Annotated in this window: 20 protein-coding genes; 3 read left to right on the top strand and 17 right to left on the bottom strand. The window is 67.9% G+C overall.

Features of this window, described 5'->3' with window-relative positions; genetic code table 11:
- The 13 genes from TW83_RS20660 to pcaD all read right to left on the bottom strand — a co-directional run.
- Window positions 1-912: hypothetical protein (locus tag TW83_RS20660; RefSeq protein ID WP_157001594.1), on the bottom strand; the 912-nt coding region annotated here is incomplete at its 3' end.
- 101 nt (window positions 913-1,013) lie between these two features.
- Window positions 1,014-1,532, bottom strand: coding sequence for a BrnA antitoxin family protein (locus tag TW83_RS13925; RefSeq protein ID WP_045983379.1), 519 nt, complete (start codon window positions 1,530-1,532; stop codon window positions 1,014-1,016).
- Window positions 1,533-1,745: 213 nt separating this feature from the next.
- A complete protein-coding gene (locus TW83_RS13920) occupies window positions 1,746-2,483 on the bottom strand; it encodes a glycosyltransferase family 2 protein (protein WP_052714900.1) in 738 nt (245 codons plus the stop codon).
- The gene (locus TW83_RS19440; protein ID WP_052714899.1) at window positions 2,480-3,271 is read right to left on the bottom strand and encodes a hypothetical protein; all 792 of its coding nucleotides are present in this window, start codon (window positions 3,269-3,271) and stop codon (window positions 2,480-2,482) included. The genes TW83_RS13920 and TW83_RS19440 overlap by 4 nt, the downstream gene beginning before the upstream one ends.
- Window positions 3,272-3,295: 24 nt before the next feature.
- Entirely contained in the window at window positions 3,296-3,661 is a 366-nt protein-coding gene (locus TW83_RS19435; RefSeq protein WP_052714898.1) for a glycosyltransferase family 39 protein, read from the bottom strand.
- A gap of 103 nt (window positions 3,662-3,764) precedes the next feature.
- Window positions 3,765-4,040, bottom strand: coding sequence for a lipid-A-disaccharide synthase N-terminal domain-containing protein (locus TW83_RS13910; protein ID WP_045983378.1), 276 nt, complete (start codon window positions 4,038-4,040; stop codon window positions 3,765-3,767).
- A gap of 473 nt (window positions 4,041-4,513) precedes the next feature.
- The gene (locus TW83_RS13905) at window positions 4,514-5,611 is read right to left on the bottom strand and encodes an alkene reductase (protein WP_045983377.1); all 1,098 of its coding nucleotides are present in this window, start codon (window positions 5,609-5,611) and stop codon (window positions 4,514-4,516) included.
- A 525-nt stretch (window positions 5,612-6,136) separates the two neighbouring features.
- Window positions 6,137-7,468 carry a lyase family protein gene (locus TW83_RS13900; RefSeq protein WP_045983376.1) on the bottom strand — a complete coding sequence of 444 codons (1,332 nt, stop codon included), beginning with the start codon at window positions 7,466-7,468 and terminating at the stop codon, window positions 6,137-6,139.
- A gap of 97 nt (window positions 7,469-7,565) precedes the next feature.
- Window positions 7,566-8,405: a 3-keto-5-aminohexanoate cleavage protein gene (locus TW83_RS13895; RefSeq protein ID WP_045983375.1), complete on the bottom strand. Its 840-nt coding sequence runs from the start codon at window positions 8,403-8,405 to the stop codon at window positions 7,566-7,568.
- Window positions 8,398-8,991 carry a protocatechuate 3,4-dioxygenase subunit alpha gene (gene pcaG / locus TW83_RS13890; protein WP_045983374.1) on the bottom strand — a complete coding sequence of 198 codons (594 nt, stop codon included), beginning with the start codon at window positions 8,989-8,991 and terminating at the stop codon, window positions 8,398-8,400. The genes TW83_RS13895 and pcaG overlap by 8 nt, the downstream gene beginning before the upstream one ends.
- A 1-nt stretch (window position 8,992) precedes the next feature.
- Window positions 8,993-9,706 carry a protocatechuate 3,4-dioxygenase subunit beta gene (gene pcaH, locus TW83_RS13885; RefSeq protein WP_045983373.1) on the bottom strand — a complete coding sequence of 238 codons (714 nt, stop codon included), beginning with the start codon at window positions 9,704-9,706 and terminating at the stop codon, window positions 8,993-8,995.
- Complete coding sequence (pcaC, locus tag TW83_RS13880) at window positions 9,703-10,092, bottom strand: 4-carboxymuconolactone decarboxylase (protein WP_045983372.1); 390 nt, start codon at window positions 10,090-10,092, stop codon at window positions 9,703-9,705. The genes pcaH and pcaC overlap by 4 nt, the downstream gene beginning before the upstream one ends.
- Window positions 10,089-10,871, bottom strand: coding sequence for a 3-oxoadipate enol-lactonase (gene pcaD, locus TW83_RS13875; RefSeq protein WP_045983371.1), 783 nt, complete (start codon window positions 10,869-10,871; stop codon window positions 10,089-10,091). The genes pcaC and pcaD overlap by 4 nt, the downstream gene beginning before the upstream one ends.
- Before the next feature lie 77 nt (window positions 10,872-10,948).
- Here pcaD and TW83_RS13870 point away from each other — a divergent pair, with 77 nt between their 5' ends.
- The gene (locus TW83_RS13870; protein ID WP_045983370.1) at window positions 10,949-11,851 is read left to right on the top strand and encodes a LysR substrate-binding domain-containing protein; all 903 of its coding nucleotides are present in this window, start codon (window positions 10,949-10,951) and stop codon (window positions 11,849-11,851) included.
- 60 nt (window positions 11,852-11,911) lie between these two features.
- The gene (locus TW83_RS20655) at window positions 11,912-12,094 is read left to right on the top strand and encodes a hypothetical protein (protein ID WP_157001592.1); all 183 of its coding nucleotides are present in this window, start codon (window positions 11,912-11,914) and stop codon (window positions 12,092-12,094) included.
- Window positions 12,095-12,366: 272 nt separating this feature from the next.
- On the opposite strand, the gene TW83_RS13865 is transcribed toward TW83_RS20655, so the two are convergent.
- From TW83_RS13865 to TW83_RS13855, 4 genes are all read right to left on the bottom strand, one after another.
- Complete coding sequence (locus TW83_RS13865; protein ID WP_045983369.1) at window positions 12,367-13,764, bottom strand: FAD/NAD(P)-binding protein; 1,398 nt, start codon at window positions 13,762-13,764, stop codon at window positions 12,367-12,369.
- A gap of 33 nt (window positions 13,765-13,797) precedes the next feature.
- Window positions 13,798-13,932, bottom strand: coding sequence for a hypothetical protein (locus TW83_RS22290; protein ID WP_255351417.1), 135 nt, complete (start codon window positions 13,930-13,932; stop codon window positions 13,798-13,800).
- Window positions 13,933-13,958: 26 nt separating this feature from the next.
- A complete protein-coding gene (locus TW83_RS13860; RefSeq protein ID WP_045983368.1) occupies window positions 13,959-14,558 on the bottom strand; it encodes an alpha/beta hydrolase in 600 nt (199 codons plus the stop codon).
- An 86-nt stretch (window positions 14,559-14,644) separates the two neighbouring features.
- Window positions 14,645-15,127 carry an Lrp/AsnC family transcriptional regulator gene (locus tag TW83_RS13855; RefSeq protein WP_045983367.1) on the bottom strand — a complete coding sequence of 161 codons (483 nt, stop codon included), beginning with the start codon at window positions 15,125-15,127 and terminating at the stop codon, window positions 14,645-14,647.
- Between the two features lie 193 nt (window positions 15,128-15,320).
- On the opposite strand from TW83_RS13855, the gene TW83_RS13850 reads away from it, so the two are divergent.
- On the top strand, window positions 15,321-15,785 hold the full coding sequence (locus TW83_RS13850; protein ID WP_045983366.1) for an Rrf2 family transcriptional regulator: 465 nt from the start codon (window positions 15,321-15,323) through the stop codon (window positions 15,783-15,785).
- The last annotated feature ends 306 nt before the right edge of the window (window positions 15,786-16,091 follow it).

Below are 16,091 nucleotides of genomic sequence, written 5' to 3'. Positions count from 1 at the left end.
AGGGAATGGGGAGCACCTCATCTCGCGGCAAATCTTGAATATGTGCTTAAAACCTTGCTGGTCAACCGGCGTCTTCTCAAATCCAGGCTGGATACGATACTCTACTACACGGCGCTCAACTAAGCCGTCAATTCTGTCCGGAGATAGCGGTTCAACTTGGATCGGTTTTGAAATATAGCTTAGCATCCTTGCGGAAGCGGTGACGCCGCGAACGATGCCTCTCGCACCGCATATTATCCAAATCATTCCTCGTGCGCTTAAAAGCTTGTCCCGCATTTGCTCTAAGGTTTGTCGCGCGGTAGCAGACTTTTCTAACAGTTCTAGGTTGTCTATTATGCAAATAATTCCGCCAATCTTTGGGTTGGGAAACATCGCTTCTAGAATGTGTTGAACGCCGTTCTGGAAGCCGACACTCGAAAATCCTTGTGTTGTATTAGGTGCAGTAGATAACGAGCCGCCGCCAATAGGCCCAAGCGAAGCGCCAACTGAGTTATACTGGGTCGCCATTAACCAATTGTATAGCTTGGACGTGTCTGGTACGTTGATCCCGCGCGCTATTAGGTCACTTCTCTCCTTATGGATTTTGAGCAGAATCTTTTGATAGACTGAATCTGAAAATTTCTCCAAAGGCTCTTTGCTGTCAAGCTGAAATGCTTGCTCCATTGCAAGGAAGCACGGGCCGCCATTTTGATAGAAATTTTTCTCTAATCTATAGGCCGTGATGGAGATAATGCTTGTTTTTCCTACTCCAATATCTCCTTCTAAAGTTGGGATTGCTGCACGTGAGGTTATCTTTCTTTTAAGGCGAACAATTTCATCCTCTCGACCAACTAGAAGCCTCTCACCAGCCTCATTGGCCGCAATAGGGAGGTGATCGTAGGGGTTTTGAGTAAAGCCAAGCTCATTCCACATTACTATCTCGCTTCAAAATTTTTTGTTATTGAAGCATGGCAGTTTCGACGGGGCAAGGCCATTGAGCTTAGAGTCGTAGGAAAGGGGCGAGCCGCACTTCCTCACAACCCCCTCCGCCCCTTCATCTCCTCCAGCAACGCCCGCTTCCCCGCCGCACTCATCCGCCGAGGCGCCTCCATCGGCACGCCCGGCGCGTCCGTGGGCAGGGGCGTCTCGCCCATCTCGGCCCAGGCCGCGTCCTCGGCGCGCTGCAGGTCGCCGAACTCGGGGCGGGGGCCGTCCAGCCCCTCGGCCTCGCGGCGCTTGAGGTAATCCATCGTCTCGGCCCCCTCGATCAGCCCCGCCAGCCGCGCATGCATCCACGCCGCCATCAGCCGGTTGACCCGCACCTGCCAGTCCGGCCCCATGGATCGAAAGAACGCCACCACATCCGCATCCAGCCGCAGCGTGACGCGCGTCTTGGGCGCCGTGCCCTTTTCCTGCGCGATGCGGTGCCAGTCGTCGGGGATGCGCATCCGCGCCATGACGGTGCTGTGCAGGTCCCATTCCAGCATCCGCATCGCGTCGGCCATATAGTGGTAATTCGCGCGCCTTGTGCCTTCGGCCTTGGTGACGGTCATGATGCCTCCGCAGGATCAACGGCCCCCAGACTGCCGCCCGACCGTTAACGACGCCTTAAGCGACCGTGCGTTGTCGGTGTACGCCCTGTGTCTGCGCGGTGCGCCCCCGGTGACCACCTGGCACGTGCCGTTCCGGGCTAGAAGAAAGAAGTCCATGATCCAGCCATGCGCCGCGCGCCGCTCTCTCAACGCACACAATCCGCGGCCCGGTTTCTACCAACAACTCAGCGTCCAGCAGCGCAGCCCCTGTCTAGCATCACCACCACTCATTCCTACCCCGCGGGCTAGCCGCGCTCTTGTATCTAATGGCCGGTAGTGATGCGGACCTCTCCGCCAAGCACGTTCAGGGGAATGGCATGGGCATCGCAGAGGGCCTTGGATGGCCGTGATGCCGATGGACACTCCAGAGCCGGTGATCAGGAGGCTCATGCTGCGCCCCTTAGGTCGGTGGCTCCGGACCGGGCCAGGTCGCGCGTGCAGCCCGCAGCCGCTGTCGCGCACGCCGTCGCGCAGCAGTGTGTTGCGGATGCCGTTCGCCGCGGCCGAGGCCAGCCGCCGGGACGGGCGGTCGCGGCGGTCCACCCGCTGGCCCTGGACCAGGCCCAGCGCAATGCCGCCCCCGGCAAATGACTCCAGCAGGGCAGGAATGTTGTCGGGCGGGTTCTGACCGTCCGCATCCAGCGTCACGATCAGCGCCCCGCGCGCGGCCCAGACCCCGCTGCGGATCGCGGCGGACTGCCCGCAGGACCGGTCGTGGCAGATCACCCGCAGCTGCGGCAGCCGCGTCTGCAGCGCGGCCAGTTCGGCCCGCGTTCCATCGCGCGAGGCGTCGTCGATAACGATGATCTCATGCGCGTGGTCCCGCAAAGTGGCGGCGATGCTGGTCAGCAGGGCGGTGATGTCGCCGGCCTCGTCGCGGGCGGGCAAGACGACAGAAATGTCGGGCGTCATGGCGCGACCTTCTGTGAGCGGTGAAGGGTATAGGTCCTGTCGCAGAACGGCAGCGGCCGGACAGGGGTGATGCCGGGGAGGGGCCGGTCCGTCTGGTCTAGAAGCACGCCGCCCGGATGGTCGCGCAGCCACCCCGCAACGGCGTCGTCGGACAGGCGGGCGACCGGGTTCAGCTGGCGTCCGGAAAAGTTCAGCTGCACGTGATAGGTGCCGTCGGTGACGGCGATGCCTGCGGCATCATGGGGCGTCACGGCCCGGCCCAGATCGGTCATGTCATAGCACGCGGACAGCAGCGGGCTCAGCCCGAGATGCAGCCCGATCATCAGCGCCAGCGGCAGTGCGGCAAACGCCGTGACCCGCGCCCGCAGCCGCAGGAACGCCCCCATGGCCCAGACCACCGCCAGCCGCGTGCCGGGATCGGCCCACAGTTGCCTTGGCCGCAGCGCACCAAGCCCCGCCCCGGTCCAGCCGAACGGCCAGATCATCGCGGGCAACAGGGAGGCATAGAACCACCAGGGCTTGCGATGGGCAAAGGATGCCACCATGCGCCCGCCGCTTTGCCGCCACGGGACCTCGATGCGGTACTCCGGCCCGCCCAGGATCAGCGCGGGCACCAGCCACAGGCCGACCGCCACCAGCGCGACGGCCAGCGCCAGCGTCAGCCCGCCCGCCCATTGTCGCGCCGACGGGCGGTCCCGCCCTGCCCGCAGCGGCATCGACAGCGCCACGGGCAGCAGGTGGATCAGAATCACCGGCCCCTTGGCATAGACGCCCAAGGCCACGGCCATCCCCAGGGCAACCCAGGCCCCGCGTCACGGCCTGCGGACCGCCGACCACAGCGCCAGCATCGCCAGCGGCGTGGCCGCGGTCTGCATCGCGTCGGACATGGTCGTCGATCCGAACAGCAGCCAGACCGGCGACACCGCCAGGATCAGCGCCGCGGCCCCGCCGCGCGCAGGCCTGTCCGGCCGCAGCCGCAAGGCCAGCAGCCCGGTCATCGCCACGCAGGCCGTCGCGAAGGCCGGCCCGACCAGTCGGGCCGCGAAGGCATCGACGCCCACGACCGCCCAGACCAGGTTGATCAGCCAGAACAGCATCAGCCAGAACAGCAGCGGCGGCTGGTGCCCGTAGATCGCCCCGTTCAGGTGCAGGACCCAGGGTGATCCGCCGACATGCATCTTCCACGCGGCGGCGACATAGCGGGCCTCAGCAAGCGCAGCAGGATTAGCGTCAGCGCGGTCAGCGCGAACAGCAGCGTGGCGGACAGGACGGGACGCATCCTTATGCTGCGGCCGTCCGGCGATGCCTACGGATCAGCATCAGGTTGCGCAGATAGACGAACAGCCCCAGCCTCTGGCCCGGCACAAAGACCGGGTCACCACGCCACGACGCATAGGCAAAGAGGGTGACCCTGCTCGCCAGCGAGACCCACAAGAACGGATGCGGGACGACACTGCGTCGCATCCTTTCGCTGGCCAGCCAATGGATGACGAAACGCGCGCTGAACAGCGCTTGCCCAAAAAAACCGATCCCAAGCCAAACCGTCTGTCCCGTCATCCGCCAAGCCGTTGCAGGACAGCTGTGTCACGCAAGGCTTGCAGGAAGCGTGCAGTCGAGAGCTTAGATGCGCCGAACTGCATCGTCGATCGCCGGGCGTCTTCCAAAAGGCCTGTCATCGAATGGCCGGGGCCGTCGCTCAGGTCATGACAGCTGCAACACCGGGCCGCTGATAGGCCGTGGAATCAGGGGCCGAGCTGGCCCGGACGCCCCATTATGGATTCATCCGGATGCGACCCCCACCAAGGCTGTGCCGACTATCTATGGTCAGTGGAGGCCAACTGACGGGGCATGCTCACCGCCGTGATCGGGCCAAATCATCTTAGATAGGGGGACGTTGCGAAGTGGTTAAGCTGCCATCATGCTGTCCTGCCATCCCATGAACGGCGTCGCATGACAGGGGCCAGCCCATGTATCGGGCCGGTCCATCGGGTGCGACGCGACGCCCTGCCATGGGGCGCCGCGGAGGGGACTCAGGCCTGATCGGCCGTCGCATCCATCGGGGGATAGTCCACATAGCCTTCGGCACCGCCGCCATACATCGTGGACTCGTCGGGCTTGGCCAGGGGGGCGCCGGCCTTCATCCGCGCGACCAGGTCGGGGTTCGCGATGTAGGGGCGACCAAAGGCGAACAGGTCCGCCTTGCCCTCTTCCAGACGCTTCGTCGCCAGGTCCAGGTCATAGCCGTTATTGGCGATATAGGTGCGCGAGAACCGCTGGCGCAGGCTGTCGAAATCGAACGGCGCCACGTCGCGCGGGCCGCCGGTCGCGCCCTCGACAACGTGGATGTAGACCAGGCCAAGCGCCTCCACCCCGTCCACAATGTGATCGAACTGCGGCTGTGGATCGCTGCAGGACACCCCGCCGGCCGGAGAGACCGGAGACAGGCGGATGCCCGTGCGGTCCGCGCCGATGTCGGCCACGACGGCTTGGGCCACCTCCAGCATCAGCCGGGCGCGGTTTTCGACCGAGCCGCCATAGGCGTCGGTGCGCTTGTTCGCGCCATCCTTGGCGAACTGGTCCAGCAGATAACCGTTGGCCCCATGGATCTCGACCCCATCGAAGCCCGCCTCGATGGCGTTGGCCGCAGCCTGGCGGAAATCGTCGACGATGCCCGGGATCTCGTCCAGGCGCAGGGCGCGCGGGGTCGAGGTCTCGACAAATCCGCCGTTCACGAAGGTCTTGGTTTCTGCCGCGATCGCCGAGGGGGCCACGGGGGCCGCGCCGCCCGGCTGCACGTCGACATGCGACACCCGACCCACATGCCACAGCTGCAGGAAGATGCGCCCGCCCTTGGCATGGACCGCATCGGTGACCTTGCGCCATCCGGCGATCTGTTCGGGCGTATAGACGCCGGGCGTGTCCTGATAGCCCTGCGCCTGCGCCGAGATCTGCGTCGCCTCGGCGATGATCAGCCCCGCGGTCGCGCGCTGCGCGTAATATTCGGCCGCATGGGGTCCGGGCACCAGGCCCTCCGCGGCGCGGTTGCGGGTCAGCGGTGCCATGACGATGCGGTTCGCCAGGCGCAGGGGGCCAAGGTCATAGGGCTGAAAGAGCGTGTTCTGGTTCATTGTTTCCGCTTTCCGGGTGTGATTGGTCATGGTCGTTCAGGGCAGGTAACGCGCAGCGGGCGGAATGTTTTCAGGGCCGTGAAATATTGCCTGACGCACGGTGTCGCAGCATCCGCAGCCCGGGCGATGGGGGGCTGACAGCCGCGGCACAGGGCGGACGGTCTAGGCACGGTAGAGCATGCGAGTCGCCTGAGCCATTGCTAGGGGCGTTTCCGTCCCCTCATCGGGGCATGGTCAGCTGCTTGCAGACCCCTCACTGATCGTGAGTCGGACCCTCGCCATAGCGGCGCGATGACGGGGACATTGGCAGCGCGCAGGTTGGTTTAGGGCGGCCGGCTGCCGAACCCCGGCATGACCTCTGGCAGCCGGGGTTTGTCCAAGCATGGGATGATGCATGACCTTCTCAACAGGGAAGGGCGCCGCCGCGATTGGGTCGCGTCGGAAACGCCAGCCACGGCGGGCCTTGCGACGACCGCTGGTCGTGCGCCTTCTGTTCACCGTGCCGCCAGACCGGCAGACCCACGCCTACGGCATACGGGTCCGCTGCCGGTCGGCAAAGGCGCGGGCCTCCTGCGGGGCCAGGCCGAGGCCGGTGGCGCGGACCAGCGCGGCCCAGTCCCGGTCCGGCCATTCCTCCTGGGCCAGGTCCAGCAAGTCGCGGCCCTCCGCCAGGGCGGTTGCGCAAAGCTGGCCGACCCTGCCTGCGACAGAGGCCCGGTCCAGGCCCAGTTCGGCCAGGACCGCGAATGTCAGCGTCTCGGCATGGATGGTGCCGGACCCGCCACCCAGGTCGCGCTCCATTGCCTGGGGGTCAGGGGTCAGCCGGTCCAGGACATCCTGCGTCAGCCGCAGCATCGCGCCCAGGCTGACGCAGATCTGCGGCAGGGTCAGCCATTCGGTGAACCAGGCCGCACCGTCACGGTTCTGCCGATGCACCCCCGCCGCCCCGAAGACCGATGCCAGCCCGATCACCTGCCGCGCCAGGGCCGCCAGCGCCGAGGGGCCGATCGGGTTCTGCTTCTGCGGCATGGTCGAGGATGCCCCCCCGCCCTCGATCCGCACCAGGGCCAGGCCCGACTGCGTCATCAGCAGCAGGTCCTCGGCCAGCTTGGCCAGGGCGACGGCCACCGCCGCAGCCCAATCCGCCAGCCGACCCAGCCCTGAACGGTCGGAATGCCAACCATGGCCGGGATCCGACAGGTCCAGCGCCCGCGCAAGGCCCGCCCGCACGGCCGGGCCCTGCGGACCCATCGCCGACAGCGTGCCCGCCGCCCCGGACAGCGAGACGCGCAGCACCGCGTCACGAACCCGTGCCAGATCCTGTGCGTGATCCAGCAGGGACCATCCCCAGCTGGCCGCGACCGCACCAAAGCTGGTGGGTGTCGCCGTCTGGCCATAGGTCCGCGCGGCCATGGGCAGGGTGGCGTGCCGATCCGCCAGCGCGGCCAGCTGGGTCAGAACGGCATCCAGGCGGGCGCCCCACAGGTCCAGCATGGGGCGCAGGCGCAGGGCCAGCGCGCTGTCCATGATGTCTTGACTGGTGGCGCCCCAGTGCAGATGCGCGGCCGCGGGATCGCCGGCCATCTGCCGCCGCATCTCTTGGACCAGGGCGGGGACGGGGACGCCGTTGCGGGCGGTGGCCTGGGCCAGGGATGCCGGATCGATCAGCAGGCCACGGCTGGCCGCGGCGATGGCCGGACCGGCATCGGGGGGGATGACCCCAAGCTGCGCCTGAACCTGGGCCAGCGCGACTTCGACCCGGATCATCGCGTCCAGTTCGGCCTCGGCCGTGAACAGCGCCTGGGTGTCCGGGTCGCCGAACAGCATGGCATAGAGGGGGTTTCCGGCCGCGGTCATGGCCCGACCGCGGCGGGGCTGCGCTCCCCCTGGCGGTGCGGGCCGTGGGTCGGCGGTGGCAGGGGCGACTTACGCCCCGTTGTTACCTGCGCATGGGTCATGATGCGACCTCTGGCAGGTTCAAAATCGCGCGGGCCTGCTGCCATGTCGCCACCGGACGGCGATAGCGGTCGCACAGGTCCACCACCCGCCGCACCAGCGCCGCGTTGGACGGTGCCAGGCGCGTGCGGTCCAGGCGCACGTTGTCCTCCAGGCCCGTGCGGGCGTGACCGCCCGATGCCACGGCCCATTCGTTCAGGACGATCTGGTTCGGGCCGATCCCCGCCGCGCACCAGGGCGCGTTCGTGCCGAACAGCCGCCGGACCGTGGCGATGTAGTAGTCGAACACGTGGCGGTCGACCGGCATGGCGTTCTTGACGCCCATCACGAACTGCACATAGGGCCGGGTGGTCAGCCGCCCGTCCTGCCACATCGCATGGGCCTGCAGGATGTGGGACAGGTCAAAGGCCTCGATTTCGGGCATGACGCCGTGGGTGGCCATCTGCGATGCCAGCCAGTCCACCAGGTCGGGGCTGTTTTCATAGACGCGGGTCGGAAAGTTGTTCGACCCGACCGACAGGCTGGCCATGTCCGGCCGCAGCGGCAGCATGCCGCCCCGGTCGCGGCCCGCGCCCGACCGCCCGCCGGTGGACAGCTGCACGATCATGCCGGGGCAATGCCGGCGAACCCCCTCCAGCAGGCGGGCAAAGCGGTCGGGGTCGCTGGTAGGCTTGCCCTCGTCGTCGCGGACATGGGCGTGAACAATGGCGGCGCCCGCCTCGAAGGCCTCGTGGGTCGATTCGACCTGTTCGGCGATGGTCACGGGAACGGCCGGGTTGTCGGCCTTGGTCGGAAGGCTGCCGGTGATGGCCACGCAGATGATGCAGGGGTCAGACATCGAGAAATACCGTTTCCTTGTCACCTTGCAGGTGAATGTCGAAGTGATAGTGGCCGTCGGCGCCACGGGCGATCAGGGTGTCGCGGCGATGCGGCTGTTCGATCAGGGACAGCACCGGGTCGGCGGCGTTGTCCTGATCGGCGAAATACATCCGCGTCTGCAGTCCGGTGTTGATGCCCCGCGCGACCAGCCACAGCGACAGGTGCGGCGCCTGCATGCGGCCCTGCGGCCCCAGCACCGCGCCGGGCAGGACGGTGTCCAGCGTGAACTGCCCGGTGTCGAAATCGGGCACCACGCGCGCCCAGTGCCGGAACCCCGCTGCGGCCCCCGGCTGATCGGGGTACAGCCCGGCCGCGTCGGCCTGCCAGACCTCGATCAGCACGTCCCGGACCGTTGCGCCCATGCCGTCGAAGACGCAGCCGGTGACGCGGATGCGCGGGCCGGGCACGTCGTCGGGCATGGCGTCAAAGCCCAGTTCGGTGTCATAGATGTCGAATCCTGCCGCCCGCGGGGCCAGCCCGATATGGACATAGGGTCCGGCGGTCTGGGACGGGGTCTCCTTGAGGTAGTTCAGCGGCTGCGGCATGTCAGTTTCCCTCCGGCCGGTTCTCGAAGACGGTCGATCGCCGCCCGCGCAGCACGATGTCGAACCGATAGGCCAGACAGTCCAGCGGCACCGCCTGGTTCAGGTCCAGCGGGGCGATCAGCGCGTCGATGGCGCGGGGATCGGGGATCGCCTGCACGATCGGGCAATGCGCGATCAACGGGTCGCCCTCGAAATACATCTGGGTGATCAGGCGCTGCGCAAAGGCCGTGCCGAAGACCGACAGGTGGATATGCGCGGGCCGCCAGTTGTTGACCCAGTTGCGCCACGGATAGGCGCCGGGCTTGATGGTCCGAAAGGCGTAATGGCCTTGATCGTCGGCCAGAACCCGCCCGCAGCCGCCGAAATTCGGGTCGATCGGCGCCAGGTAGCCGTCCTTCTTGTGGCGGTATCGGCCGCCGGCATTGGCCTGCCAGATCTCGACCAGGGTACGGGGGACGGGGCGGCCGTTCTCGTCCAGGACGCGTCCGTGGACGATGATGCGTTCGCCCACCGGATCGCCGTCCTTGGCATAGTTCGCGATCAAATCGCCATCCAGCGGGGTGATGGCGCCATGACCGAAGCGGGGGCCGGTCAGTTCGGACACGGTGCCCTCGATCGACAGCATTGCCTGTCGCGGCGACCGCGCGACCGAGGTCTTGTAGTCGGGGGCCAGCGCGGGCGGATGCCAGGTGCGGTCGCGTTGATAGAGCGTCATGCCTGTCCTCCTTGGGCGTCGGCCTCGGCAAAGATGCGGCGGGCCAGGGCGATGGCGTGATTGGCGCGCGGGACGCCGGCATAGATGGCGACGTGCAGCAGCGCCTCCATCACGTCGTCGCGGCTGGTGCCGGTGTTCGGGATGGACCGCAGATGCAGGGCCAGTTCGCCGTCATTGCCGAGGCCCGCCAGCAGGGCGATGGTCATCATCGACCGCTCGCGCAGCGGAATCGTGCCGCGCGACCAGACATGGCCCCAGGCCGCATCGGTGATCAGCGCCTGGAACGGCGCGTCGAAGGGCGTCTGCGCGGCCTGTGCGCGGGCGACATGGGCCGGTCCCAGCACGCGTCTGCGGGTGGCAAGGCCGGTGTCGGACAATTCGGTCATGCGGCATGCCTTTCCAGAAAGGGGGTCATCAGCGCGGCGTGGGCGCCGGGCGTCTCGACGCAGGGCAGGTGGCCCGCGCCGGGGATCAGGTGGAAGGTCGCGCCGGGGATCAGGTCGGCGGTGGCGCGCACCACGTCGGGGGGCGATGCGCCGTCGGCCTCGCCCGCGATCACCATCGTAGGCAGGCGCAGTGCCGCGCTGGCCTGCCGTTGATCGGCCCCGGCCAGCGCCCGGCAGGCGGCGACATAGCCCGCGGCAGGCGTGCGGGCCAGCATGTTGCGCCATGGTGCCAGCGCGGGCGTCGCGCGGAAGGCGGGCGCGAACCAGCGTTCCATCACCGCATCCGCGATACCGGCCATGCCGTCCCGTTCCACCGCCTCGATCCGGGTCTGCCAGCTGTCGGGCGTGCCAAGACGCGCGGCGGTGTTGGACAGGATCAGCGCGCGGACCAGATCGGGTCGGTCGGCCGCCAGGCGCTGCGCGATCAGCCCGCCGATGGACAGGCCCAGCACGACCACCGGGCCGGATGACATAGCCTCGATCAGCGCGGCTGCGTCGGCGGCGTGGTCGGCGATGCGGTCTGCGGCGCCCAGATCGGACAGCCCGTGCCCCTGCTTGTCATAGCGCAGATAGCGCAGCCCCTGCGGCAGCAGCGGCAGGACCGCCTCCCACAGGCGCAGATCCGTGCCAAGCGAATTGGCCATCAGCACCACCGGCGCGCCCGTCGGCCCGTCCAGCCGATAGTGCAGCGCGCCATAGGGGCGGGACAAGATTTGCATGGATACTCCTCCTGTCCATAACGTAACATGGGGGCAGGATCGCCGATAATGCAAAATCGGCAGCAAAGGATGCCCATATGATTATGCATCCCGGCATCAAGCTGCGGCATCTGCGGGTCTTTCTGGACATCGCGGCCCGCGGCAGCCTGACCGCGGCGGCGCGGGCGCAGGGCATCACCCAGCCCGCGCTGAGCCGCACCCTGGCCGAGCTGGAGGCCCTGCTGCAGGTGCCGCTGTTCCGGCGCGAGCGGCGGCGGCTGGTTCTGACCGATGCGGGCACGCTGCTGCGCACCCATGCCGCCGCTGCGCTGCAGATGCTGGAAAGCGGGGTCGCCGCGCTGCATCCGGTCGCGGGGACGGACAGGTTGCGGGTGGGCATCCTGCCCACGGCGGCCACGCGGCTGTTCCCGCGCGTGGCGCTGCGCTTTCGCGAGATGCATCCGCATGTGACCCTGTCGGTCGAGACGGGGCCGCATCCGCATCTGATCCGCCTGCTGCGCGAGGGCGGGATCGACCTGATGATCGGGCGCATGCCGGCCGCCGCCGACATGGCGGGCCTGCGCTTCGATCACCTCTACGAGGATCAGATCGCGCTGGTGTCCCGCGCCGGGCATCCGTGCTGGGGGCAGCCGGTGCGTGACGTCCTGTCGGCCTGTCCGGTGATCCTGCCGCCACAGGACGCGCTGATCCGCCGGGCGGTCGACGATTACCTGCAGGCCCGCAACCTGGCCGGGCTGCATCCCGCGTTCGAGACCGCGGCCCTGGCGGTGGGTCGGGGCATCCTGGCGGCATCGGACGCGCTGTGGTTCATCTCGCAAGGCGTGGTCGGGGACGAGCTGGACCGGGGCGCGCTGATCCAGTGGCCGACCGATGCAGGGTTCCTGACCGGCGCGGTCGGCCTGACGCGCCGGCAGGTCGGGCCGGACAATGCGATGCTGGACGTGCTGACGCGCCTGGCGACAGACGGGGCACGGACCTAGGCAGGATCGCTGGCGTCATGATTGCGCATGTCTTGCCGCGATGCCACCGCGGCATGGGGCATGGTCGACGACGGCACGCGCCGGTGGCCTGCAACCCTCAATCCCATTGACCGCCCCCTGCGCATCAATGTTCTGAGGTGCTGCGACTGCGATTGCGGTCCACCGGCGGTCTTTGCGCTGTCTGTTGCAAGGTTCGGTGCTGTCATCGCGGTACGCAATGCCTTTGGCTGCATCGTCATCTGATGCGCTGCGCGATCGAGGCCGATTTTTCCCAGTCTATCGCGGAGCACGGCACAACTGGCGGTTCGGACGCTTCCTCAAGCCAGGCGTGCTTGTGGCTTTGTCTGTCGTGACTTGGCCGTACGGCACCACGATCTGTCTTTGTCCATGCCGGGCAAAACGGCCAGTCACCTGCCGACAGGTTCGCCCTTGCAGACCCACAAACGAGATGTCCGATAGGAGGGCCTCCCCCCTGAGCAGTCCATGCCGCAGGGCGACGGGCCCTACCGTGGGTTTCAGGGTGCCGCTGTGGCCGCTTGCCGGTGCGGAGCCACGTCGCGGATCAGCGCAACGGCCAGCGTTTGGGCCTGGTCGCGGATGTCGGGGATGGCGGTGATCTCCCAGAAGGCTGCGCGGGATGCAGGCCCGATGACGCGGATGCGGGGGTCCGGGCGGCCGTCGGCGCCGATCAGGGCGCAGTCGGCCGCGACATCCAGACCGATCCGCACGGGATCGATGCGGGCGCGGCCGGTGGCCAGCAGGTCGGCGACCAACGGCGTCGCGTTGGCCCGCGGGTCGCGGCGGATGCCGCGGCAGTCGACGATGCGCGCCGCATCCAGCGTCAGGATCCGATCGGCCCCGCGCGGGCGCCAATGCGCGCGCAGGATCGCGCCGTCCCGGCTGGCACCGTCGAAGCGGCCGGCCAGCTGGCGCATCTGGCCGCTGTCCAGCGCGCGATGCAGGATGGCCGCGCTTTCGGGGGGCAGGCGGTGGCGGTGCACCTCCCACCAAGGGGCGGCGTGGCGCAGGAAGCGGGCGCGGTCCGCCACGGACATGGCACGCCACAGGGCGGACAGATGCGGGCGGACGCCATCGACCGCGTCGCGCCAGGTGCCGCCCTGCACCTCGGCGCGGGCGGCAAGATCACGCAGCCACGACAGGACAAAGCTGACCGGCGCGCCCAGGGGCACCTCGTCCCGGCTGATCGGCAGCGGTGCGCCCGCGGCATGGACGCGCGGCAGCTGGGCACGACGTGACAGGGCCACGATTTCCCCGCGGTGGCCGTGGGACAGCAGGCTGATGGCCTGGTCCACCATCGACAGGCCGGACCCGATGATGACCACGCGCCCGCCCTGGGGCGGGGGGTCGGCCTGCTGCCAGGCGCCGTGGACCAGGCCTGTCGGGTCCGGTTCGGGCAGGGCGTGGCCGGTGGCCAGCACGGCCCGGTCGGCGGGAATGACCTGGCCGTCGTCCAGATGCGCGGCGACCCCGACCCGCGTGGTGACCAGGCGTGTGCATGTCGCGCGCAGACAGCGCAGCCGCCCGTCGGCCGACAGCGGCGCCAGCAGGTCGGTCATGTAGGCGCCATAGGTCGCGCGGCCCACGAAGCACGCGCCCGTCGCGTCGTCCCCGCGCGCGGCCAGCCAGCGGCGGAAATGGTCGGGATCGTCGGGAAAGGCGCTCATGTTGGCGACGCGGGTGTTCAGCAGATGGCCAGGATCGCTGGTCGAATAGGCCACGCCACAGCCCAGCATGTGACGCCCCTCGATCACGGTGACACGCAGGGGCGTGGCCGGGTCGCGCAGCAGATGGGCGGCCAACAGGACGCCGCTGGCGCCGCCGCCGATGATGACGACATGGGGCAGATGGGCCGCATGGGGCGCAGACGTGTCGGCCAGGGGGATGGTCTTCATGGCGGGCTCCTTCGCTTGGCTGCGGGGGCGGTCCTAGAGGGCGGCGATCAGCAGCCCCGTCCACAGGGCCAGGCTGGCACCGATCAGCGTGGGGACGATGCGGTCGGGGCGGTCGGTGTCGCGGGGATGGGTGCGGCGCAGATAGGCCTCGGTCTGGATGTCGAACATGGCAACCTCGGGTCCGGTGATGGGGGTCAGGCCAGCCGTCGGGCGGGCAGGGACAGGGGGGCGGGGCGCGCGCCGAACAGGCGCCGCAGGACCCCGGGTCGCGCGGTGTGCGCCAGCAGATCGTCGCGCAGCGCCTTGCCCGCGGGCCAGGGGCCAAAGCCCGACGCCGCATTGACATGGCCCGCATGGCCGATGTCGTGCAGGTCCGCGCCCCAATGCGCCGCCAGCTGTCGGCTGTGGTCGAAAGCCATCCATGGGTCGTTGCGGCTTGCCACCAGCGTCGCGGGCACGTCGAACCGTTCGCGCGGCAGGGCACCGAAACCGCGGGTGCGGTCCGAGGTGGCCGGATCGGCAGGCGCGACCAGCAGCGCGGCCCGCACCCGCAGCCCCGGCCAGCGGGCCAGCAGATGCGCGATGGTCACCGCGCCAAGCGAATGGCCGACCAGGATGCTGTCGGGATGGGCCATGATGTGGACGGCCAGCGTGGCCTCCCAGACCTCGCGGACGGGACGGCCCGTGTCACCCATGTCCAGCAGCATCGCGTTGGGATCGGTGCGCGCCCACCAGTCCTGCCAGTGCGGCGCAGGAGAGCCGTCGAGGCCGGGGACGATCAGGGTCTTGGTCATCGGATGTCTCCTTTTATCTCGCATAAGACTACAAGGATGGTCGTGTATTGCGATTCCAAAGATCACCCCGAAAAGGGAACAGGGTTCTATCGGTCGCGGGTGTTGACGGGATAGGCGGTGGTGTGGCGCAGCCGTTCCATCGCGAATTGCGATGTGACGTTCTTGATCGCTACGGCGTCGGTCAGCGCCCTGTAGAAGCGGTCATAGGCGGCCATGTCCGGCACCGCCACGCGCAGCAGATAGTCGATGTCGCCGGCCATCCGCCAGGCTTCCATGACCTCGGGCAGGGCGTCGATGGCGCGGGCAAAGGCCGCGCGCCATTCCGTGCCGTGGTCTGGCGCCTCGATGCCGACGAAGACGGTCAGGCCGAATCCCAGCATCGCCGGATCGGCCAGCGCCACGCGCCCGGTCAGCACGCCGTTCGCCTCCAGCTTCTGGATGCGCTTCCAGCAGGGGGTCTGGGATAGGCCCACCCTGTCGGCAATTTGCGCGATGGGGGTGGTGGCGTCTGCCATCAGCGTGGCGACGATCTTGCGGTCGATCAGGTCCAGGGGAGGGATCTGGGTCATCGTGCGATTCCTTTCGCCGTCAGCATGCCGCAATAGAATATAAAGTCTAGCGTGTTTGTCGTTATTAGCGATGACCGGGTGATCCGGGCGCAGACATGTCCAATAAAAACCCCGCCACCGGGTCGTCTTTTCTTTTCGCAGGGCGCGATCCGCCTTATATCCGGTGGACAGCAACGCAGTCCGGGGCAGGGTCATGATCACGCAAAAGATGAAATACGCGCTGAAGGCCCTGCTGGTTCTGGGCGACGAGGCGCGCAGCCCGCGTCCCGAGCCGCTGACGATCGAAGTCATTGCCAGGCGGTCGGGCACCCCCAAGCGGTTCCTGGAGCAGATCCTGCTGGAGGTGCGCAATGCCGGTGTCGTGGCCTCGATCCGTGGACGGTCGGGGGGGTACACGCTGATCAAGCGCCCCGAGGACGTGTCGATCTCGGAGCTGCTGCGGCTGATCGACGGGCCGATCGCGCCCCTGCCGTGCCTGTCGCGGCGTGCCTATCAGCGCTGCGAGGACTGCACCGACGAGGCCAGCTGCCGCCTGCGTCGCGTATTCTCGGAGGTGTTCTGGTCCTATCTTATCCTGATCGAATCCCTCAGCCTGGCCGACATGCTGGGCACGCCCGACGTGGCGCAGGCTGTGCTGCAGGACGGCGCGACCGCCTGAGCCGACCGCGATCCAGCGGTTTCGGAGAATAATCATCTCTTTTCACGGCCGAAATAGGCGTGATTCTTCCTTTGCTAAACACGAGTATCCCTGTCGTTATTAAGGTATCGCAGCGCCGCACTTGGCCCGAACCGAAAGGGATGACCCGATGACCTCGACCCACCCCCTGACCCATGGCCGCCCGGCGCTGTGCGCCGTGACGCTGATCGACCGCCGCACCGGCCGCCCGCACCGCGTGAACGGCGCGGCCCTGGTCGCGCTGAGCCGCGACCCCCACGGCGCCGCGGCCGAACTGCTGGCCGGGCG

The organism is Paracoccus sp. S4493, assembly GCF_000967735.1.
Taxonomy (GTDB): Bacteria; Pseudomonadota; Alphaproteobacteria; order Rhodobacterales; family Rhodobacteraceae; genus Paracoccus; species Paracoccus marcusii.
The sequence above is the reverse complement of the archived record's forward strand: the minus strand, read 5'-3'. Positions and strand labels throughout refer to the sequence as shown.